Annotated in this window: 14 protein-coding genes and 1 pseudogene; 4 read left to right on the top strand and 11 right to left on the bottom strand. The window is 71.2% G+C overall.

Features of this window, described 5'->3' with window-relative positions; genetic code table 11:
• Positions 1 to 499 precede the first annotated feature (499 nt).
• Positions 500 to 2,656 (top strand): annotated as a pseudogene (locus ACIQM0_RS09550) (beta-L-arabinofuranosidase domain-containing protein); the annotation flags it as partial.
• A gap of 90 nt (positions 2,657 to 2,746) precedes the next feature.
• On the opposite strand, the gene ACIQM0_RS09555 reads toward ACIQM0_RS09550, so the two are convergent.
• The 11 genes from ACIQM0_RS09555 to ACIQM0_RS09605 all read right to left on the bottom strand — a co-directional run bounded on the left by ACIQM0_RS09555 (position 2,747) and on the right by ACIQM0_RS09605 (position 17,335).
• Positions 2,747 to 3,259, bottom strand: coding sequence for a GNAT family N-acetyltransferase (locus ACIQM0_RS09555; protein WP_401285187.1), 513 nt, complete (start codon positions 3,257 to 3,259; stop codon positions 2,747 to 2,749).
• A 104-nt stretch (positions 3,260 to 3,363) separates the two neighbouring features.
• Positions 3,364 to 6,642, bottom strand: a complete 3,279-nt coding sequence (locus ACIQM0_RS09560) for a LamG-like jellyroll fold domain-containing protein (protein ID WP_401285190.1) — start codon at positions 6,640 to 6,642, stop codon at positions 3,364 to 3,366.
• A gap of 124 nt (positions 6,643 to 6,766) precedes the next feature.
• Positions 6,767 to 9,298: a GH92 family glycosyl hydrolase gene (locus ACIQM0_RS09565; protein WP_401285193.1), complete on the bottom strand. Its 2,532-nt coding sequence runs from the start codon at positions 9,296 to 9,298 to the stop codon at positions 6,767 to 6,769.
• Between the two features lie 259 nt (positions 9,299 to 9,557).
• Entirely contained in the window at positions 9,558 to 10,655 is a 1,098-nt protein-coding gene (locus tag ACIQM0_RS09570; protein WP_401285196.1) for an NADH:flavin oxidoreductase/NADH oxidase, read from the bottom strand.
• Between the two features lie 125 nt (positions 10,656 to 10,780).
• The gene (locus ACIQM0_RS09575; protein ID WP_401285199.1) at positions 10,781 to 11,053 is read right to left on the bottom strand and encodes a DUF1876 domain-containing protein; all 273 of its coding nucleotides are present in this window, start codon (positions 11,051 to 11,053) and stop codon (positions 10,781 to 10,783) included.
• A 63-nt stretch (positions 11,054 to 11,116) separates the two neighbouring features.
• Positions 11,117 to 11,512 (bottom strand): hypothetical protein, encoded by a 396-nt coding sequence (locus ACIQM0_RS09580; protein ID WP_401285202.1) that lies wholly within the window; start codon positions 11,510 to 11,512, stop codon positions 11,117 to 11,119.
• Positions 11,509 to 11,694: a hypothetical protein gene (locus tag ACIQM0_RS09585; RefSeq protein ID WP_401285205.1), complete on the bottom strand. Its 186-nt coding sequence runs from the start codon at positions 11,692 to 11,694 to the stop codon at positions 11,509 to 11,511. The genes ACIQM0_RS09580 and ACIQM0_RS09585 overlap by 4 nt, the downstream gene beginning before the upstream one ends.
• Positions 11,695 to 11,808: 114 nt before the next feature.
• Positions 11,809 to 14,205 (bottom strand): glycoside hydrolase family 3 N-terminal domain-containing protein, encoded by a 2,397-nt coding sequence (locus ACIQM0_RS09590; protein ID WP_401285207.1) that lies wholly within the window; start codon positions 14,203 to 14,205, stop codon positions 11,809 to 11,811.
• 52 nt (positions 14,206 to 14,257) lie between these two features.
• Positions 14,258 to 15,151: a carbohydrate ABC transporter permease gene (locus tag ACIQM0_RS09595; protein ID WP_401285210.1), complete on the bottom strand. Its 894-nt coding sequence runs from the start codon at positions 15,149 to 15,151 to the stop codon at positions 14,258 to 14,260.
• Positions 15,152 to 15,155: 4 nt separating this feature from the next.
• Entirely contained in the window at positions 15,156 to 16,085 is a 930-nt protein-coding gene (locus ACIQM0_RS09600) for a carbohydrate ABC transporter permease (protein WP_401285213.1), read from the bottom strand.
• Positions 16,086 to 16,087: 2 nt separating this feature from the next.
• Positions 16,088 to 17,335: an extracellular solute-binding protein gene (locus tag ACIQM0_RS09605; protein ID WP_401285789.1), complete on the bottom strand. Its 1,248-nt coding sequence runs from the start codon at positions 17,333 to 17,335 to the stop codon at positions 16,088 to 16,090.
• 214 nt (positions 17,336 to 17,549) lie between these two features.
• On the opposite strand from ACIQM0_RS09605, the gene ACIQM0_RS09610 reads away from it, so the two are divergent.
• From ACIQM0_RS09610 to ACIQM0_RS09620, 3 genes are all read left to right on the top strand, one after another.
• Complete coding sequence (locus ACIQM0_RS09610; RefSeq protein WP_401285216.1) at positions 17,550 to 18,608, top strand: LacI family DNA-binding transcriptional regulator; 1,059 nt, start codon at positions 17,550 to 17,552, stop codon at positions 18,606 to 18,608.
• Between the two features lie 180 nt (positions 18,609 to 18,788).
• Positions 18,789 to 19,877, top strand: a complete 1,089-nt coding sequence (locus tag ACIQM0_RS09615) for a WD40/YVTN/BNR-like repeat-containing protein (RefSeq protein ID WP_401285219.1) — start codon at positions 18,789 to 18,791, stop codon at positions 19,875 to 19,877.
• A 34-nt stretch (positions 19,878 to 19,911) separates the two neighbouring features.
• Positions 19,912 to 20,589 (top strand): uracil-DNA glycosylase, encoded by a 678-nt coding sequence (locus tag ACIQM0_RS09620; RefSeq protein WP_401285222.1) that lies wholly within the window; start codon positions 19,912 to 19,914, stop codon positions 20,587 to 20,589.
• The last annotated feature ends 2 nt before the right edge of the window (positions 20,590 to 20,591 follow it).

Genomic DNA, 20,591 nt, shown 5'->3' on the forward strand with positions numbered 1-20,591 from the left:
CGGGCGTGCGGTCGGGCATGGCTGGACGATGCATCGGCCGCTCGGCGGCTGATGTCACTGCATTGCTCACGACCCCCGCCAGTGCTTCACGGGGGTGGGCCCCAGCTGCACGAACTGCGGTCGTGAGAGTCTGCGCGGCCTCTCGGCGGCTCGGTTTACAACGTTATATAGGCGGCGCGGCACGGGCGGCAAGAGCGTTGTCGATGCGTTTCCAAAATGTGTCGGAGTTGCCCGCGGCCGAACGGCGCCCCCGGCCCGCCGGTTGCCGCCGCACCCCTGGACAGTCGCTCGACACCGTGTTGTCATACCGCCGGCAGTAATTTTTCCAACGTTGCAAGAACGTTGCCGTGCAGCCCTCCGGCCGCGACGGCGCTCCTTGCCGTGCGCACGCCCCGGCATCCCCCCCCGGACCGGTGCGTCACGGCAGCCCGCACGTGTCATGCGCCTTCCCCGAGCCGGAGTCCCCGCACGGCCGGCAGAGAGCAGGAGACCCCTCTCCATTCCCCTGAACCGCGGACAACTCATGGCGGGCGCAGTGGCCACGGCCGCCGCCACCACGGCGGCGACCGGCCGCTGGGCCACCACCGCGACCGCGGCCGAGCACCGGACCAGACCGGCTCACGGCGGTCACTACTCCCCCAACGCCGCGCCCCTGCACCCGACGGCGTTCCTGAAACTGCCGCCGGGCCGGGTCACCGCGCGCGGCTGGCTGGCCGGACAGCTGGGACTCCAGCTGGACGGCCTCTGCGGCCGGTACGAGGAGTTCTCGCACTTCCTCGACTTCGGCGCCACCTACTGGGTCCGCCCCGAACTGGGCGGCTGGGAGGAGGTCCCGTACTGGCTGCGCGGGTACACCGACCTGGCGATCGTCACCGGTGACGCCAAGGCGCCGGCGGCCGTCCGCCGCTGGTTCGACGCGATCCTCGCCACCCAGCAGTCCGACGGCTTCTTCGGCCCGAAGTAACTGCGTACGTCACTGAACGGCGGCCCGGACTTCTGGCCCTTCCTGCCGCTGGTCCAGGCACTGCGCTCCTGGCAGGAGTACTCCGGCGACACCCGCGTCATCCCGTTCCTCAGCAGGTTCTTCCGCTACATGAACGCCCAGGGGCCGGGGGCCTTCAACACCAGCTGGATCGCGCTGCGCTGGGGCGACGGCCTGGACAGCGTGTTCTGGCTCTTCAACCGCACCGGTGACACCTTCCTGCTGGACCTCGCCGACAAGATCCACGCTAACGGCGCCGACTGGGGCGAAACCTGGTCAACCCGCACAACGTCAACATCGCGCAGGGCTTCCGCGAGCCCGCCCAGCACGCGCTGCGCAGCGGTTCGGCCCAGGACACCCGCAACACGTACGGGACGTACGGCAAGGCTACGGACCAGTACGGCCGGTTCCCGGGCGGCGGCTTCGCCGTGGACGAGAACGCGCGCCCCGGGCACGGCGACCCCCGGCAGGGCTTCGAGACCTGCGGGATCGTCGAGTTCATGGCCGGCCACCAGTTGCTCACCCGGATCACCGGCGATCCGCTGTGGGCCGACCGCTGCGAGGAGCTGGCGTTCAACTCGCTGCCGGCCGCCCTCGACCCCTCGGGCCGGGCGGTGCACTACATCACCAGCGCCAACAGCGTCGATCTGGACAACGCCGCCAAGAAGGACCGGCAGTTCCAGAACGGCTTCGCCATGCAGGCGTTCCTGCCCGGCGTCGACCAGTACCGCTGCTGCCCGCACAACTACGGCATGGGCTGGCCCTACTTCACCGAGGAGCTCCGGCTCGCCACCCCCGACAGGGGGGCTCGTCGCCGCAATGTACGCCGCCTGCTAGGTCACCGCGAAGGTCGCCGGCGGCACCGAGGTCACCTTCACAGAGGAGACCGGATACCCGTTCACGGACACGCTGCGCCTGAAGGCGCCCGCGCGACTGCGCTTCCCGCTGGTGCTGCGAGTGCCCGCCTGGTGCGACGCCCCGGAGATCGAGGTGAACGGGCGCCTTGTGGACGCCCCTGCCGGTCCCGCCTTCACCCGCGTCGAGCGCAGCTGGTCCGACGGCGACAGAGTGACTCCGCGCTTCCCGCAGACGACCACCGTCCGCACCTGGGGGCGCAACCACGGCTCCGTCAGCGTGGACCGCGGCCCGCTCACGTACTCCCTGCGGATCGGTGAGGAGTACCGGCGCATCGGCGGCACCGACCGGTTCCCGGAGTACGAGGTGCATGCCACCGGTCCGTGGAACTACGGGCTCGTCCTGGACGGGAGGAAGCGGGCCGCCTCACTGCGCCCCCACACGGTCCGCCGCCCCAGGGACGCCAACCCGTTCACCCTCGACGGCACCCCGCTGACCACGACCGCGCGGGCCCGCCGGATCCCGGAGTGGACCGCGGACGGCGAGCACGTCGTCACCCCGCTCCAGGACAGTCCGGCCCGCAGCACGGAGCCGGTGGAGGAGGTCACGCTCGTCCCCATGGGGGCGGCACGGCTGCGCATCACCTCGTTCCCGACGGCCGTTCCCGGCGGCTCGCCCTGGCTGACCGGCGGCTGGTAGCGCGTCCGCAACCGGCATACCGGCAAGGTCCTCGGCGTCGACAACATGTCCACCGCAGACAGCGCCCACGTCGTCCAGTTCGACGACAACGGCACCGACGACCACCTCTGGCAGCTCGTCCGACCCGCGGCGTTCCACGTACTCCCCGCACAGCTCCCCGCGCCGCCCGGCGCGTGGAGCTTCCCCGTGACGGCGGCGACGGCCGGTGCGCTACCGCGTCGCGCCGGCCGGTGCGACGTAGGTGTGCAGCAGGGCCGTGCGGCCGTCGGCGGTCCGCCAGTCGCCGGGGCGGCTGCCGGCATGGCGCCAGCCGGCCCGCTCGTAGAGCGCGACGGCGGCCCCGCCGCCGTCCTCCACCTCCAGGACCAGCCGCAGACCGATGGCTGTCGCGGCTGTCGTCGCGGTCGCGAGCAGCGCACTCGCCACTCCGCGCCGCCGGGCCGATGCCGTGGCGAACAGCCTTGACACCGAAGCCAGTTCGTCCGGCGGGAGGCCCGCATCCGCCGCCATGACGCGGTCGGTCCGGGTGAGTGCCACATGCCCGAGGACGTCCGTGCCGTCCACGGCCACCCAGGCCTCCAGCAGACCGTCGGGGGTGAGCCAGCCCGCCGGGTCGGCCGGCCACCGCGCCGGGTAGCGGTCCGCCTCGTGCACCGTGGCCAGCGCCTCGACGCACGCCTTCATGTCGTCGTCGCGGCGGCGACGGATCTCGGGCCGTTCCATCCCTCGATCCTCACACGACGCCCGGACCGGCCGGGCCGCCGGGGCATGGCGCTGCCTGCCGTCACGGCTGTGACGGCAGGCAGCGGGTCACCGTGCCGTACGGTCTACGGCTGTTCGGTACCGTGCAGCTTGCTCACCTCGTCCGCGGTCAGGGCCTTGTCGTACACCCTGACCTGGTCGATGGAGCCGTTCCAGAAGTCGCCCTTCGCGCCCGCGTACTGGGCACGGCCCACGGAGAGCGGGCCGGTGCTGACGTCCGCGGATCCGGCCGGGGCCGTGGCGGCGAGGCTGCCGTCGACGTACAGCTTCAGCTCGTCGCCGTCGCGCACGCCCACCAGGTGGTACCACTTGCCGGTCTCGGGCGTCATCTCCGCCCGCGCCCGCTTCCCGCCCGGCGTGCTGAACGCGAACGCGCCCTGCCCGTACTGGAGATAGAACGGGTTCTCCGTGCGGCGGCCGTCCTGGCTGACCACCGTCGCGTAGTTGCCGGGCAGCGCGTCGAGCGAGGCCCAGGCCGAGACGGTGTAGTCGCCGGTGGTGTCGACGACCGGGCTCGCCGTCTCGGCGTACTGGCCCTCGCCGTTGAGCTTCAGCGCGGAGCCGTGGACGCCGGGCGTCCAGGTGGTACCGGCGGAGAGGGTGAGCGGGAGGTGGTTGGGGCCCTGGTCGCTCGCCTTGGTGCCCTTGCCCTCGTCGAGGTTCCAGGCGGCGCCGCCCTTCACCTCGTCGCGGTGGCCGGCGGCCGCACCGGCCGCGACGACCTGCTCGTTGATCTGCCGGACCTTCCTGGCATCGACCTTGATCTCGCGCCGGTCGTAGGTGTAGAGGCCGTTCAGCTCGTTCTCCAGGTCGCTGACCTGAGTGTACACCGAGCCGGACAGTTCGGCGCCGGCGGCCGCGAGGTAGTACGTGCGCGTGTTGTCCACGTACTTGGCCGTGAGGGCGTCCTTGTCCGCGACCCCGCTGTAGATCGCCGCGGGAGCACCCGGCCACATGTGGCCGGCGGTACGGAGCGTGAAGCCGCCGTGCTCACCGTCCATCGCCGCCCGGTCGTCCGGGAACGGTGCGTCGTTGTTGACGTAGTCGTGGTGGTCGATGATGTCGCCCTTGCCCGAGTCACCCTTGGACGAGCAGCAGTTGACACCGCTGTGCGCGTTGACGACGCGGGAGGGATCGGCGGCCTCGACCGCCTCGGTGATCTCGCCGGTCTCGGTGCGGTCCCACTCGCCCCAGCCCTCGTTGAAGACGATCCAGCCGCCGATCGAGGGCGAGTTGTGGAGCTGCTCCATCATCTGCTTGCCCTGCGAGAGGAAGGCCTGCTGCCCCTTCTCGCCGGTGATGTCGGAGGAGACGAAGTCCTGCCAGACCAGCAGGCCGAGCTGGTCCGCGTGGTAGTACCAGCGCGCCGACTCCACCTTGATGTGCTTGCGCACCGCGTTGAAGCCGAGCTTCTTCTGCGCCTTCAGGTCGAAGGTCAGTGCGGCGTCGCTCGGCTGGGTGTAGAGGCCGTCGGGCCAGAAGCCCTGGTCCAGCATGGCGAGGGAGAAGAACGGCTTCCCGTTGAGGACCAGCTTCTGGTAGCCGCCGACCTTCTGGATGCCGAGGGAGCGCATACCGAAGTAGCTGTCGACGGTGTCCTGGGAACGGCCGTCGGTGAGGGTGACCTCGAGGTCGTACAGGTAGGGGTCGTCCGGGGTCCAGAGGTGCTGCTTCTTGACGGGCAGGCTCAGCGCGTGGTTCGCCGGGCCGGTGACCGTGCCGACGACCTTGCCCTTCTTGTCCCGGGCGACGGCCTTGATCCGCGCGCCGGCCGAGGCGTCGGCGGAGTTGACCGTCAGGGCCAGCCGGCCCTTGCCGATGTCGGGGGTGGTCGTCAGGGTGTCCACGGAGGCGGGGGCGACCGGCTCCATCCAGACGGTCTGCCAGATACCGGAGGACGGGGTGTAGACGATGCCGCCGGGGTTGCGGGACTGCTTGCCCTTCGGCTGGTCGTCACCGGTGGTGTCGGTGACCGCGACGACGATCTCCTGCGGGCCGCTGCCCTTGACCGCGTCGGTGATGTCGGCGCTGAAGGAGGTGTAGCCGCCGGTGTGCTCGGCGACCTTCTTGCCGTTGACCCAGACGCGGGCCTGGTAGTCGACGGCGCCGAAGTTGAGCTTCAGCCGGTTGCCCTGCTTGCCCTTGCTCCGGCCCTGGTCCACGGACCACTTCTTCGGCACGGTGACGAGCTTGCGGTAGAACATGTGGTCTTCGTGGCGTTCGAGACCGGAGAGCTGCGACTCGACGGGGAACGGCACGGTGATCCGCTCACCGAGCTTCTTCCCGAACACGGGCTGCTCGCCCGCCGCGGCTCCGGCGAACTCCCACGGGCCGTTGAGGTTCCGCCACTGGTCGCGGACCTGCTGCGGCCGCGGGTACTCGGGCAGCGGGTGGTTGCGGTCGAGCTTGTCGCCCCAGGTCGTGGTCAGCCGGTGCGTGGAGAGGTTCCTGGCCGTGCGGCTGATCTCGGGGACGGCCTTGCCGCCTGCCGTGAGACCGCCCTTGCCGTCGTACGCGACACGGACCTGCTGGCCCTTCTGGACGGGCGCGGCCAGGGTGACGGTCAGGGCCTTGGAGTTGCCGGACGCGCGGGCGACGGACTTCACCGGGATCGGCGAGGTGTCCGCCTCGATCCTGAGGTGGTCCTTCACCTGGGAGAACGTGCCGACCTTGTCGTCGAACGTCGCCTGGAGCCGCTGCCCGTCGCCCGCGACGCTCAGCCCGACCGGATAGACCTCGAAGTCGGCCGGCGGGGTGAAGGCCGACTCGGGCACGATCTGCTTCGGGAGCTTCGCGCTGGACCAGCGCAGGAACATGTTGGCGCCGCCGGTGTCCTGGAACATCTCCAGCTTGAACGCGTGCGGCTCGCCGGCCTTCAGCGCGACCGGCTCGCCGGTCTGCTCGTTGTCCCAGTCGGGCTCCCAGTGGTCGATGACCACCTTGCCGTCGATGTAGAGCCGGAAGCCGTTGTCGCCGCTCGCGGAGAAGGTGTAGTCGCCGGTCTCGGGCGCCTGGATGCTGCCGGTCCAGCGTGCGGTGGTGTTCTCGGTCCGGCCGGTCGTGGACTCGAACGTGCCGGTGAGGCCCGGGAAGTTGATCTCCGGGTCGAGGGCGACTCCGCCGAGCTTGTCGAAGTCCCGCGCGCCGGGCTCGGACATGCTGAAGTACTCGCCCTTCAGCCCGTGCACGGCGGTGGCCGGATTGTCGGCCCCCTTCACGGAAGCGGCGGTGGCTGCGGAAGAAGCGGGGGCGGCAGCGGCGGCGGGGACCAGGGTGGCCCCGACGGGTATCAGCAGCGCGGCGGCGCAGGCCACCGTTCTGAGCAGAGCGCGGGGTCGGGGCATTTGTCGTCTCAAGGCGTCGTCCTGTCGAGAGAGCTGAAGTGCCTCGAACCTGTGAGGCACAGCACACAATCGAACATTGAGCCACAGCACCAAACGCAAAACAACAGTCGTGCACAGAGAATTTTCAACGATAGAAAGATGGGGTGCCCAGGGGTCGCCCCGTGTGGCGACGGGCCCCCGCGATCGGTCGCGGGGGCCCGTCGTCCGGTGATCGCGCGACTACCGCGGCAGCCCGGAAGCTCGTGGCCCAGGAGGTGTTCGCCTTCGTGGAGAGGCGGTAGGCCAGCGTGCCGCCCCTCGCGAGCAGGCTCGCGTCCGTCCACGAGCGGTCGCTCCGCCTGCCGTTGACCGTCAGCACGTCGATGTACGCGTGCGTGGCGTCGGCGGCCGGGGCGGTGATCGTGATGTCCCTGCCGTGCGGGCGGTCGATGACGGCCTTCGGGAACAGCGGGGCACCCAGCAGCATGGCGCCGCCGCCCGGCGACTGCGGGTACAGGCCGAGCGCGGAGAAGACGTACCAGGCGGACATGGTGCCCAGGTCGTCGTTACCGGGCAGACCCCTCGGGCCCGTGCCGTAGACCGTGTTCAGGATCTCGCGGACGGTCGCCTGGGTCTTCCACGGCTGCCCGAGCGCGTTGTAGAGCCAAGGGGCGTGGATGCCGGGCTCGTTGGTCGGGTCGTAGCGCACGGAGTCGCCGCCCTTCACCGACCAGGAGCCGTCCGCCTTGTGGAAGAAGCCGTCGAGGCGCTGCGCCGCGACGTCCCGGCCGCCCATCGCCTCGGCCAGCCCCTGGACGTCCTGCGGCACCATCCAGGTGTACGTGGCGCTGGTGCCCTGCGCGAAGCCGAGTTCGCTGCCCGGGGCGAACGGGGAGACCCATGAGCCGTCCAGGTTGCGCGCCTGGACGTAGCCGTTGGCGCCGGCCCCGTCGGTGGCCGCCGCGTTGAACACGTTGCGCCACCAGCCGCCGCGCTCCTTGAACGCCTTGGCCTCCTTGTCGCGGCCCAGCAGTGCGGCCCAGCGGCCGAGCGCGTCGTCGGCGACCGCGTCCTCCAGGGTCTCTGCGGCGCCGCCCCAGCAGTGACAGACGTCCTGCGGCGCGTAGTGGGACTTCAGGTACTGGGCCAGATTGGGCCGCTGGCCGGTGCACTGGCCGGGACAGCCGGCGTCCGAGAGGCCGTCGTCGACGGGGACGGTCGCCTGGCGCGCCAGCGACTCGTAGGCGCCCTCGTAGTCGAAGTTCCGTACCCCCATGGCGTAGAACGTGGCGAGGGTCGCGGCGGTGGGGTCACCGGTCATGACATGGGTGGCGCCGTTGATGTGCACCCAGCGGTCCCACACGCCGCCGTTCTGCCGGGCGAAGTTGTAGAGCGACTGGGCGAAGTCCCCGGCGATCTCCGGTTTGAGCAGGGCCAGCAGCTGTATCTGCGCCCGGTACTGGTCCCAGCCCGAGAAGTTGCTGTACTGCGCGCCCTGTCCACGCGCCACCCGGTGCGGGGCGCCGTCCATGCCCGGGTAACGGCCGTCGGTGTCGCTGATCACGTTGGGCTGCATCAGGGAGTGGTACAGCGCGGTGTAGAAGGTGGTGCGCTGCGCCTCGGTGCCGCCGCCCGTGCGTACGGAGTTCAGCTCCCGGTCCCAGGTGCGGCTCGCGGAGGCCGCCACGTCGTCCACGTCGGCGTGCGGGGCGATCTCGGTGCGCAGGTTGGCCTCGGCACCGGCCTGGCTGACGTAGGAGATGCCGATCCGCATGTGGACATCGTTGTCGGAGGCGGTGTCGAAGCCGACCCAGCCGCCCGATCCGCGGCCGGCCCGGTCCGCTCCGGTGGCGTAGCCCTCGCCGCCGCTGCCGGTGGTCGAGCCGGGGGCGAGGGTGCCGTCCTTCCAGGTGCCGGTGGTGGAGAAGGCGCGGTCGAAGGAGGCGCTGAAGTAGAGCCGGTAGTAGCTCTTGCGGTTGTTGGTACCCCCGTTGGCCCGCCGTCCGCAGAACGCGCCGGTGAGCACGGAGCCGGTGACCTTGCGGTGCGCGGTGTCGATCTCGACCTGCGCATCCTCGCTGCCGTTGAGCGAGTTCGAGACCCGGAAGAGGAGGTTGGCGGGCTTCCCCGCCGGGAAGCCGAAGTCGGCCACGCCCGCGCGGCGGCTCACCGCGAGGTCCGCGGTGGCTCCGGAGTCGAGGCCGACGGTGTAGCGGCCCGGGACGGCGCGCTCGTCGTCGTGCGAGAAGTCCGCGGCGTAGACGGCGTCCTTGGTGTCGGCGGACGGCGACGAGGTGACGTCCCCGACGAACGGCATGATCGGGATGTCCCCGGCCGCACCGGGATTGCACCCCGCGCCGTTGACGTGCGTGAGGCTCAGTCCGCGCAGCCGGGTGGCGCCGTACTCGTAGCCGTTCGCGGCGCCGGTGCTCGTCTGGTCGCCCGTCGTGCTCGTCGGCGACCAGCCGATCATGCCGTACGGGAGGGTGGCGCCGGGAAAGGTGTTGCCGCCGTTGGCGCTGCCGATCAGCGGGTCGACATAGGCGGTGGGGCGTGCGGTGGGGGTCGCGGCCTCGGCGGCCGGGGGCAGGACCGCGGCGGCGAGTGCGCCGGTGACAAGTACGGCGGCTGTTCGCGCGGCGAGGCGCCGGGCCGCGGGGAACGGTCTGGTGGGCATGTAGCGGTACCTTCCAGGGAGTTCGGACAACGTTGTCTTCGTCCGGGGTGGAGCCGGCGACAACGGTGATCGATGCGCGGCCGAGCGTAGATCCCCCCGGCGCGGGAGGGAATGCCTCAACCGTCATCCCTGATGAATGCGCGGTGAACGAATGCCGCGGCCCGCCGGGCACACGGCCGCCCTCCCCGTACGTGCCGGACGCGCCGCCGGAGGGCGGCGGGCCCGGACGCACGGAGAGGGCGGATGGCCTCGGGTGCGGTCAGATCGCGTAGCCGTACTGCTCGGGGGCGCGCACCGTGCCGCTCAGCTCGCGCGCCGCGTACTGCGCCCACGACGGGCTGCGCAGGAGTTCGCGTCCGAGGAGGACTGCGTCCGCGCGGCCCTCATTAAGGATCTTCTCTGCCTGCTGGGGATCGGTGATCAGGCCCACGGCCGCGACGGGCAGACCGGTCTCCCGCTTCACGCGCTCGGCGAAGGGGACCTGGTAGCCGGGCCCGGTCGCGATACGGGCGCGGGGGGCGTTCCCGCCGGTGGAGACGTCCAGCAGGTCCACTCCGTGGGCCCGGAGCTCACCGGCCAGCCGTACGGTCTCGTCGGCGGTCCAGCCCTCGCGCTCGTCCTCGGCGTTCTCGGTGAGCCAGTCCGTCGCGGAGATGCGGAAGAGGACCGGCAGGTCCTCCGGCCACACCTCCCGCACGGCGTCGACGACCTGGAGTGCGAACCGGACGCGGTTCTCGTAGCTGCCGCCGTACTCGTCGGTGCGCTTGTTGCTGTGCGGGGAGAGGAACTGCCCGATGAGGTAGCCGTGCGCACCGTGCACCTCCACGGCGTCGAAGCCCGCTTCGAGCGCGCGGCGCGCGGCCTCGCGGAAGTCGGCGACGACGCCCTGGATCTCGTCCGCGGTCAGTTCGTGCGGCACGGGGTGACCGGTGTCGAACGGCAGCGGGCTGGGCGCGACGGGCGTCCAGCCGTGCGCGTCGGGGCCGACGGGTCCGCCGCCGGTCCAGGGGGCGGCGGTCGAGGCCTTGCGTCCGGCGTGCGCCAGCTGGATTCCGACGGCCGAGCCCTGTGCCTTGACGAAGTCGGTGATCCGGCGGAACGCCGCGACCTGAGTGTCGTTCCAGATGCCGAGGTCGGCGGGGCTGATCCGGCCCTCGGGGCTGACGGCCGTCGCCTCGGTGAGGATGAGCCCGGTGCCGCCGGTGGCGCGGGCCGCGAGATGGGCGAAGTGCCAGTCGGTGGGCACACCCGCGTCGGGCCCCACCGGTTCGGCGCTGTACTGGCACATCGGTGCCATCCACACCCGGTTGGGCACGACAAGCGACCTCAGGGTGAAGGGCTCGAAAAGGGCACTCACGACGGACTCCGTTTCGCCGGGTACGGAAGGATCGCTAGTACGATACCTCCCGTACTACGACGTCCGTCAAATTACGATGCCTCCCGTACGAGGTCCGGGCCCGCGCCCCTCAGGTCAGTGGGTTCTCAGGACAGTGGGTAGGACGTCCGGCCGGATTCCTCGTCGATCTCGTCGTGGGCCTTGGTCAGCAGCTTCATCGCCAGCTCGTTGAGGGCGCGGGCACCCGCGATCTCCTCGCCCACCCGGGGCTGCCCGGAGTCCGAGGGGTGCCGGCTGGCGTAGCCGTGGGCGCGCACCTCACTCCCGTCGGAGAGCCGCACCAGAGCGGCGGCGCGGGTGCGGTGGGTGTCCTCCTCGAATTCCAGCTCGATGTGCCATCCGACAGCGGTCTGCGTCATGGTGCTCACCTCCGGAGCGTGTGCCTCCAGGGTGCGCCCCTTCCGGCGGCGATGCGCGGCGGATCAGTGCGCCGGGCGCCCTCGGCGGCGCAGGGTGATGCGGGCGTCCGCGTCGTACAGCTGGTTCCAGCTGCGTCCGGCGCCCGACTTCCAGGTCACGTGGACGGTGGCCCCGTCGGTTCTGACCCCGTCCACCGTCATCGCACGGTCGCCGTCGCGTACGTCTCCGCGGCGCAGCTCGTCCGCCCTGACCGTGACGGGGTCCGCAGAGCGCACGCTCTCCACCTCGTCCGCCGCGAGGCCGAGGGCGGCGGCCAGTTCGCGGGCCCGGTCGGGGGTGCAGATCAGCGAGAGCTCTCCCGACGGAGTGCCGAGCCTGACCTCGACCCCCGCCCCGACCGGGGTCACCTCCAGGTGTCCGGCCGGCGCACCGCTGTCCTCGTCGTTCGCACTGTTCATTCGCTCTGCATCTCCCTTGCCCGGACTTCCCGGGTCCTCAGTGCGGCCGGAGGCTCTCCGGCCGGGCCCAGGCAGCTGGGCTTGAGGCCGCCGGTGCCGATCACCAGGCTCTGGAGCACCACCGTCGGATCGGCCATCCAGAATTTGAGCACACGCACACCGGCGGCGGCGATGTGGTGCACCGTACTGGTGATGCTGACGCTGTCGGAGGTGTGGCGGGCCCACTGCTCGTCGGACGTGTCGAAAGTTTCGTGGACCTCCCCGCACGTCCGGCGGGGAGGTCCGCGGGCGGCCGGTCAGTGCGCGGCGGGCTCGACCGAGGTGCCGCAGACGAGCCGCCGCCGGTGGTCGACGGTCCGCTCGGGCCCGGTGAGGCGCAGCCGTACCGTCCGGCGGACGCCGGTGGCGGCGCTGGACGTGGCGAGCCGCAGTTCGAGCTCGCCGGGCTCGACGACGCGGCGGCCGCCGATGCCGGTGAAGGACACCAGGTCGGCGTGGAAATGGAACCGGACCCCGGCTGCCGCACCGGCGGCGAGCGGCACCCGCGCGTAGCCGATCAGCCGGGCCTGGGGGCGGGTCGTCTGGGCGACCGGGTCGTGGACGTACAGCTGCACGACTTCGGCGCCCTCGCGGTCACCGGTGTTGCGGATGGTGAGTGCGAGGTCGGCCGAGCCGTCGGTGGGGATCTCGGCCGGCGCCGGATCGCCCGGCTCCCAGTCGAAGGAGGTGTAGGACATGCCGTGCCCGAAGGGGTAGAGCGGTGTCGGGTCCAGATTGCTGACTCCGCTCGCCAGCCCCAGCGGAGGCTGCAGATACGTCCACGGCTGGCCGCCCGGACCCTTCGGTACGCCGACCGGCAGCCGGCCGGAGGGGTTGACCCGGCCGGAGAGCACCCCGGCCAGCGCCGGACCGCCCTCCTCGCCGGGGAAGAAGGCCTGCACGACGGCGGCCGCCCGGTCCGCCCATCGCCCCAGCGCGTACGGGCGGCCGGTGAGCAGCACCAGGACCACCGGGGTGCCGCCGGCCAGCAGGGCGTCCAGCAGCTCGCCCTGGACGCCGGGCAGCGAGAGGTCGGCGGCGTCGCAGCCCTCACCGGAGGTGCCGCGGCCGAAGAGACCCGCCCGGTCGCCGAGGACGGCGACACACACATCGGCGTTCCCGGCCAGCCTGACGGCGTCCGGAATCCCGGACGTGTCCGTGCCGTCCACCTCGCACCCTGCGGTGAATTCGACGTCCGCGCCCGGGAATTCGCCGCGCAGCGACTCCAGCACGGTCGGCACGTCGATTCCCATCGCGGTCTCGGGGTGCGAGACGCCGACATGGCTGGGGAAGGAGTAGCAGCCGAGCATGGCGAGCGCGTCGTCGGCGCGCGGTCCGACCACCGCGATCCGGCCGGGGCCGCGCAGTGGCAGTGCGCCACCGGGGTTGGCGAGCAGCACACAGGCCTGCTCGGCGAGTTCGCGGGCCAGCGCCCGGTTCTCCGGCGGGTCGAGGTCGACGGTGTCCCTGGCCCGCTCGGGGTCCGCGTCCCGCAGGGCGGTGGGCAGCGGCGACCAGTCGGGGTCGAGCAGGCCGAGTTCGCATTTCTGCAGCAGTACGCGGTGCAGGGCCCGGTCGACGAGTTCCTCGGCCACGGTTCCGTCCCGTACGGCGGCGACGAGGGCGTCGCCGTAGCTGCGGACGGTGGGAAGTTCCACGTCGACGCCGGCGCCCAGGGCGAGCCGGGCGGCGTCCGCGCGGTCGGCGGCGACCTTGTGGAGGGTCTCCAGAAAGCCGATGCCGAAGTAGTCGGCGACGACCGTCCCGGTGAACCCCCAGGTGTCCCGGAGCAGTTCGGTGAGCAGGGCGGGGTCGGCCGCCGAGGGCACTCCGTCGACCTCAGCGTAGGAGGACATCACCGAGCGGGCGCCGCCCTCGCGCAGCGCCATCTCGAAGGGCGGGAGCGTCACATCGGCCATTTCGCGGGCCCCGGCCCTGACCGGCGCGAGATTGCGGGCTCCGGCCGATGCCGCGTACCCGGCGAAGTGCTTGAGGGTGGCGACGATTCCGGCGGACTCCAGTCCGCGGACGTACGCCGTGCCGATGGTCCCGACGAGGTAGGGGTCCTCGCCGATGGTCTCCTCGACTCGGCCCCAGCGCAGGTCGCGGGCGACGTCCAGGACGGGCGCCAGTCCCTGGTGGACACCGACCGAGCGCATGTCGCGGCCGATCCGGCGGGCCATCTCGGTGACCAGTTCCGGGTTCCAGGACGCGCCCCACGACAGCGGCACGGGGTAGGCGGTGGCGCCCCAGGCGGTGAAGCCGGCCAGGCACTCCTCGTGCGCGAGGGCCGGGATGCCGAACCGTCCTGACCCGGCGATCCGGCGCTGGGCGCGGGCCAGGGCGAGGGCCCCGACCCCGGGGTCGACGGGGGCGGTGCCGAACGGCCGGGTGAGCTGGCCGAGGCCGCGGGTGGTGAGCTCGTCCCAGTCGACCGGGTCGACCATGTCGTTCTGGTGCGGTGCTACCCCGTCGCCGTCGGCGTCGGCGCCCACCCAGATTCCGTACAGCTGGGCGGCCTTCTCCTCCAGGGTCATCCGGGGGACCAGGTCGGCCACCCGTGCCTGCGGGGTGAGCGCGGGGTCGCGCCAGGGGCCGTCGGCGGCCGGGGCCGCCTCGGTGCGGCGGGCGTGCGGGACAGCGGGGATTGCCATGGGGGCAGGGGTTCCTCTCATGAGTGCGGTGGTGCGGGGCGGCGTGGGTGCGTTACTTGCCGCCCACCCCCATCAGTCCGTTGACCAGCGCCCTGCGCGCCACGAGGTACACGGCGAAGATGGGCACGACGGAGAGCACGATCGCCGCCAGTACGGCGGGGATGTTCACTCCGAACTGGGACATGAAGGTGAAGAGACCGAGCGTCAGGACGCGCTTCTCCTCCGACTGGGTCAGGATCAACGGGAAGAGGAATCCGTTCCAGGCCTGCAGCGCCGAGAAGATGGCCACGGTGCTGATGCCGGCCTTGGACATCGGGATGGCGAGCTGCCACAGCATCCGCAGGGGGGTGGCGCCGTCGAGCGCCATCGCCTCGTACATCTCCTCGGAGACGTCCCGCATGGTGCCGCTCAGGACCAGCACGGCCACCGGCATCGCGAAGGCCGCGGTCGGCAGGATGATCGCGGGCAGGGTGTCGTAGAGGCCCATCTTGCCGATCAGCAGGTACAGCGGCACGATCACGGCCTGCGCCGGGATGGCCACACCCAGCAGGAAGGTCCGGAAGGCGAGCGAGGAGAGCCGGCTGCGGGTGCGCACCGCGACATAGGCGACGGGCACCGAGAGGGCCAGCACGATGGCCACGGTGGAGGCGGCCACGATCGCGGTGTTGCCCAGCAGGGTGAGGAAGCCGCTGTGCAGCACGGTGTTGTAGTTGTCCAGCGTCGGGTCGGTCGGGAACGCCAGCGGGTCGCCGCTGAGCGCCTCGTCCTGGTGCATCAGCGACGAGGAGACCAGCGTGTACAGCGGTACGACGACGATGACGAGCCAGACCAGCGAGCCGAGGCCGGCCAGCGGGTTTCCCCGCTTCCCGCGCCGGCGGGCGGCCTTGCCCCCGGCCCGGACCGTGGGCACCGTGGGCGGCGCCGTACGACGAGTGTCGACTGACATGGCGTCACATACCTTCCCGCGTCGACCGCATGGCGCCGAAGCCGCTGAAGCGCACCAGAATCAGTGACAGACCGGTGGCGACGATGACCAGGGCCGTGGCGATGGCCGCGGCGTAGCCGAGGTCGTAGGTCTGGAAGCCGGTGCGGTACATCAGGTAGGGCAGGATCGTGGTGTCCGTGCCGGGACCGCCCTTGGTCATGATCAGCACGGTGTCGAAGTACGTCAGCGAGCCGACGATCATCAGGACCGAGGAGGTCGTGATGGTGTTGCGCAGCTGCGGCAGGGTGATGTGGAAGAACTGCCGCAGCATCCCGGCGCCGTCGATGGCGGCCGCCTGGTAGAGCACCTCCGGGATCTGCCGGGCGCCGCCCTGGTAGATCAGGGTGTGGAACGGCATGAACTGCCAGCCGCCGACGAAGGCCACGGTGAGCAGGGCGCCGGTGGACGAGCCCATGATGTTGGGATCGACGCCGAACCAGGGGCCGATCTGCTTGATCACACCGAAGTTGGGGTCGAGCAGGGCGTGGAAGAGCATGGCGATGGCGGTGGTGGAGAGCAGCAGCGGGATGAAGAAGACCGCGGAGAGGAAGGTCCGGCTGCGCTGCCGGCCGGCCGCCCAGACGCCCAGCAGCAGCGCCACCGGAGTCTGGAAGGCCCAGCTGACCGTGGTGAGCAGCAGGCTCAGCCAGGCGGCCTGACGGAACTCGTGGTCCTTGAACAGCCGGGTCCAGTTGTCCGCGCCGACCGGGGTCGGGGAGTTCAGCCCGTCCCAGTGGCAGAAGGACAGATAGACGGCGATGGCCAGCGGGACGATCGCGAAGACGGCGAAGAAGAGGATGCCGGGCAGGGCCCAGCCGACCGGTGGGCGGCCGACGTCGCCTGCGGCCGCCTTCCTTCCTCCACGCACCTCGGTGTACCGGGAGATGGGGGACATCGTTACTCGACGGCCTTCATCGCGGCGACGAACTGCTCGGGGGTCGACTTGCCGGCGAACAGCTTGCTGATCTCGGTGAGCAGCGGGGTGGCGATCTGCGACTCCAGCGCCTGGTCCCAGGAGAGCGTGAAGCTCGGTGCCTTCCGGACCATCGTGTACTGGTCGTGCGCGAACCGCGGGTTGGGTGAGGAGTCCAGCATCGAGGCGGCGTCCGACGTGGTCGGGATGTCGCCGTTGTCGACGAGGGCCTTGCTGTAGGACTTGGCGGCCGCGGTCTTCAGGAACGCGATGGCCGCGTCCTTGTGCTTGGTCCGGGTGTTGACGGACCAGTAATTGGTGGGGTTGCCGACGACGTCCGCGGCGTCACCGACGCCGCCGGCCACGGTCGGGAAGGCGGTCCAGCCGAGGTCCTTCCTGGCGAACGCGGGCGCCTTGCCCAGCTGGGTCGGGTACTCCCACGATCCCATCAGGTGCATGGCGGCCTTGCCCTTGTTGAGCAGGGTGGGGGCGCCCCCGTTGCCGTAGTCGACGGAGTTGAAGTTCTTGCCGAACGCCCCGCCGTCGACGAGTTCCCTGACCGTCTTCGCCGCCTTGAGGACGGCGGGGTCGTCCCAGCCGGAGCTGTCGCCGCCCTGGATCCCGCGGAAGACCCCGGGGCCGCCGATCCGGTCGAGGAGGTACTCCATCCACATCAGCTCGGGCCACTTGTCGGAGCCGCCGAGGGCGAACGGCGTGATGCCCTTGCCCTTGAAGGCGGTGATGGCCTTCTGCATGTCCTCCCAGGTGTTGGGGGGCTGGAGCTTGTTCTGCGCGAAGAGGGTCTTGTTGTAGAAGAGCATCACGGGCTGCATGCCGCGCATCGGGACGCCGTACATCTTCCCGTCGAGGCTGCCCGCGGCGACGATCGACGGGAGGAAGCCGTCCTTGAGCGCGGGGTCGTTCTTGATCGTCGACGTGAGGTCGACGACCTGCCCGGCGTCGACGTACGGCTTGATGGAGCCGCCGCCCCAGTTGTAGAAGATGTCGGGGGCGCTCGGGGAGCCCATGGCGCTGCGGAGCTTGTTGACGTAGTCGGTGCCGGGGACGGAGACGAGCTTGACCTTGACGTCGGAGGTCTTGTTGAACTCCTTCACCGCCGCTTCCTGGATCTTCACGGCGTCGTCCCCGTAGACGTAGGCGGTGAGGGTTCCGCCGCCGCCCCCGCTGTCGCCGTCCGAGCCGCATCCGGCCAGCAGGCCGGCCATGACCATGGCGGCACCGGCCGCGGTCCATCTCGCCGTACGTGTGCCCTGAGTGAAAATACCCGACCGCATGATCGCACCTCTGTCGAATGTTTCGGTGTGACTTACGAATGTTGCCGGAACGGTACGGTCGGGTTTCGGGTGCGTCAAGAGGCCGGGGAACGGTATTTACTCCCGCCTGACCCAGCCGCCGACCGGGGCCGCAGGAAGCTACGATCCCTTTATGAGACCCGCGAACGTCCAGTCACATCAGGAGAACGCGCCTGCCGGCGCATCGCCGGAAGGCACCGCCACTCTGGCGGAAATCGCCCGAGCGGCCGGAGTCTCGGCTCCGACAGTTTCGAAGGTGCTGAACGGGCGCGCCGATGTCGCCCCCGGCACCCGCACCAAGGTGGAGGAGCTGCTGCTGCTGCACGGCTACCGCCGCAGACGCGGCTCCACCACCCAGTCCCAGCTCATCGACCTGGTCTTCCACGAGCTGGACAGCGCCTGGGCCATGGAGGTCGTCCGCGGGGTGGAGAACGTCGCGAGGGAGGAAGGGCTGAGCCTGGTCCTCTCGGAGAGCGCGGGCCGGCTCACCCCGGGGCAGACCTGGGTGGACGGAGTGCTGGCCCGTCGGCCGGTCGGGGTGATCCTGGTGCTCTCCGACCTCACCGCCGCCCAGCGCGCCCAGCTGACCAGCCGCAGCATCCCCTACGCGGTCGTCGACCCGGCGGGCGATCCCGGCGACGACGTCCCCTCGGTCGGGACGACGAACTGGCAGGGCGGTCTGGCCGCCACCCGCCATCTCACCGCCCTCGGGCACCGGCGGATCGGGGTCATCAGCGGCCCGTCCCGGATGATGTGCAGCCGGGCCCGGGTGGACGGCTACCGCGCCGCCCTGGAGACCGCGGGCCTGCCGATCGATCCCGCGCTGATCCGCGAGGGCGAGTTCCAGCACGAGGCGGGATACACCGCGGGCCTCGACCTGCTGCGGCAGGCCGACCGGCCGACCGCGGTCTTCGCCGGCAACGACCTCCAGGCCCTCGGCGTGTACGAGGCGGCGCGGGAGCTGGGCCTGCGCATCCCCGAGGACCTCAGCGTCGTCGGCTTCGACGACCTGCCGCTCACCCGGTGGATCGGACCGCCGCTGACCACGGTGCGCCAGCCGCTCATAGAGATGGCCGAGACCGCGGCCCGCCTGGTGGTCGACCTGGGCCGGGGCCGGCAGCCGGCGACGACCCGGGTCGACCTGGCCACCAATCTGGTGGTGCGCAGCAGCACGGCCGCCCCCCGCAGCTGACGGCGGCCGTCGCGGGGCGACGGCCACGACGCGACGGCACCCACTTCCCTCGCACACCGCACCGCGACAGGCACGACCGCGGAAGGCGCCGGTGTCCCGCGCCGTCCTGCGCGCCGCTGTCAGTGGCCGGGTGCAGACTGGCCGGTATCCGGCACAACGGCGTCTCGGGAGGTTCGGGTCATGACCGATGTTCTGCTCACCGTGGGTACCCGCAAAGGACTCTTCATCGGCCGCAGGCACGCGGGTGCGTGGGAGTTCGACGGTCCGCATTTCAATGCGCAGGCGATCTACTCGGTCGCCATCGACACCCGGGCGGAGGTCCCCCGGCTGCTGGTCGGCGGCGACAGCGCGCACTGGGGCCCTTCCGTCTTCCACTCCGACGACCTGGGCGCCACCTGGGTCGAGCCCAGACAGCCGGCCGTGAAGTTCCCGGAGTTCACCGGGACATCGCTGGAGCGGGTCTGGCAGTTGCACCCGGCGGGCCCGGAGGCCCCCGATGTCGTGTACGCGGGCACCGAGCCGGCCGCGCTGTTCCGGTCGCGGGACAACGGCGAGTCCTTCGAGCTGGTCCGCCCGCTCTGGGAGCATCCGACGCGTTCGAAGTGGGTGCCGGGCGGGGGCGGCGAGGGGCTGCACACGGTCCTGACCGACGAGCGGAACGCTCAGGCGGTGACGGTCGCGGTCTCCACCGCCGGGGTGTTCAGGACCGCGGACGGCGGCGAGAGCTGGACCCCGGCCAACAAGGGCGTCTCGGCCGTCTTCCTGCCGGACCCGAACCCGGAGTTCGGCCAGTGCGTGCACAAGGTCAGCCGGGACGCGGTCGATCCCGACCGGCTCTACCTCCAGAACCACTGGGGCGTGTTCCGCAGCGACGACGCCGGGAGCAACTGGACTGACATCGGCGAGGGGCTGCCCTCCGACTTCGGCTTCGCCGTGGCCGCGCATCCGCACCGGGCGGACACGGCGTACGTCTTCCCGATCAACGCCGACGCCGACCGGGTCCCGGCCGAGCACCGCTGCCGGGTCTTCCGGACCCGCGACGCCGGCCACAGCTGGGAGCCCCTGTCCGCGGGACTCCCGGAGGGGGCTCACTACGGCACGGTGCTGCGCGACGCGCTCTGCACGGACGACGCCGATCCGGCGGGGGTCTACTTCGGCAACCGCAACGGCGAGGTCTACGCGAGCGCGGACGACGGCGACAGCTGGCAGCAGCTCCTCTCGCACCTGCCGGATGTCCTGTGCGTCCGGGCGGCGGCCACCGGCGGTTGATCCATACCGTCGTATCAGCAGTAGAGTGCCGCCCGTGGCAGCACGACCTCTGAAAGAAATCATCGAGCCCGGCTGGGCGCAGGCCCTTGAGCCCGTGACCGAACGCATCGCGGCGATGGGCGACTTCCTGCGCGACGAGATCGCCGCGGGACGCACCTATCTGCCCTCGGGCGCGAACGTCCTGCGGGCGTTCCAGCAACCCTTCGAACAGGTGCGGGTCCTGATCGTCGGTCAGGACCCCTACCCGACACCGGGGCACGCGGTGGGGCTGAGCTTCTCCGTCGCACCCGACGTCCAGCCGGTGCCCGGCAGCCTGGACAACATCTTCCGGGAGCTCCACTCGGACCTGGGGCTTCCACGCCCGTCCAACGGTGATCTGACGCCGTGGGCCGAGCAGGGTGTGCTGCTGCTCAACAGGGCCCTGACCACCGCGCCCCGCCGGCCCGCCGCGCATCGCGGCAAGGGCTGGGAGGAGGTGACCCAGCAGGCGATCACGGCGCTGGTCGCGCGGGGCACCCCGCTGGTGTCGGTCCTGTGGGGCCGCGACGCCCGCAATCTCCGTCCGTCGCTGGGAGATTTCCCGGCGATCGAGTCCTCGCACCCCTCCCCCATGTCGGCGGACCGCGGGTTCTTCGGTTCACGGCCGTTCAGCCGGACCAATGAGCTGCTGGAACGCCAGGGCGCCCAGCCGGTCGACTGGCGACTGCCGTGACC

This window comes from Streptomyces sp. NPDC091387, from assembly GCF_044756945.1.
GTDB lineage: Bacteria > Actinomycetota > Actinomycetes > Streptomycetales > Streptomycetaceae > Streptomyces.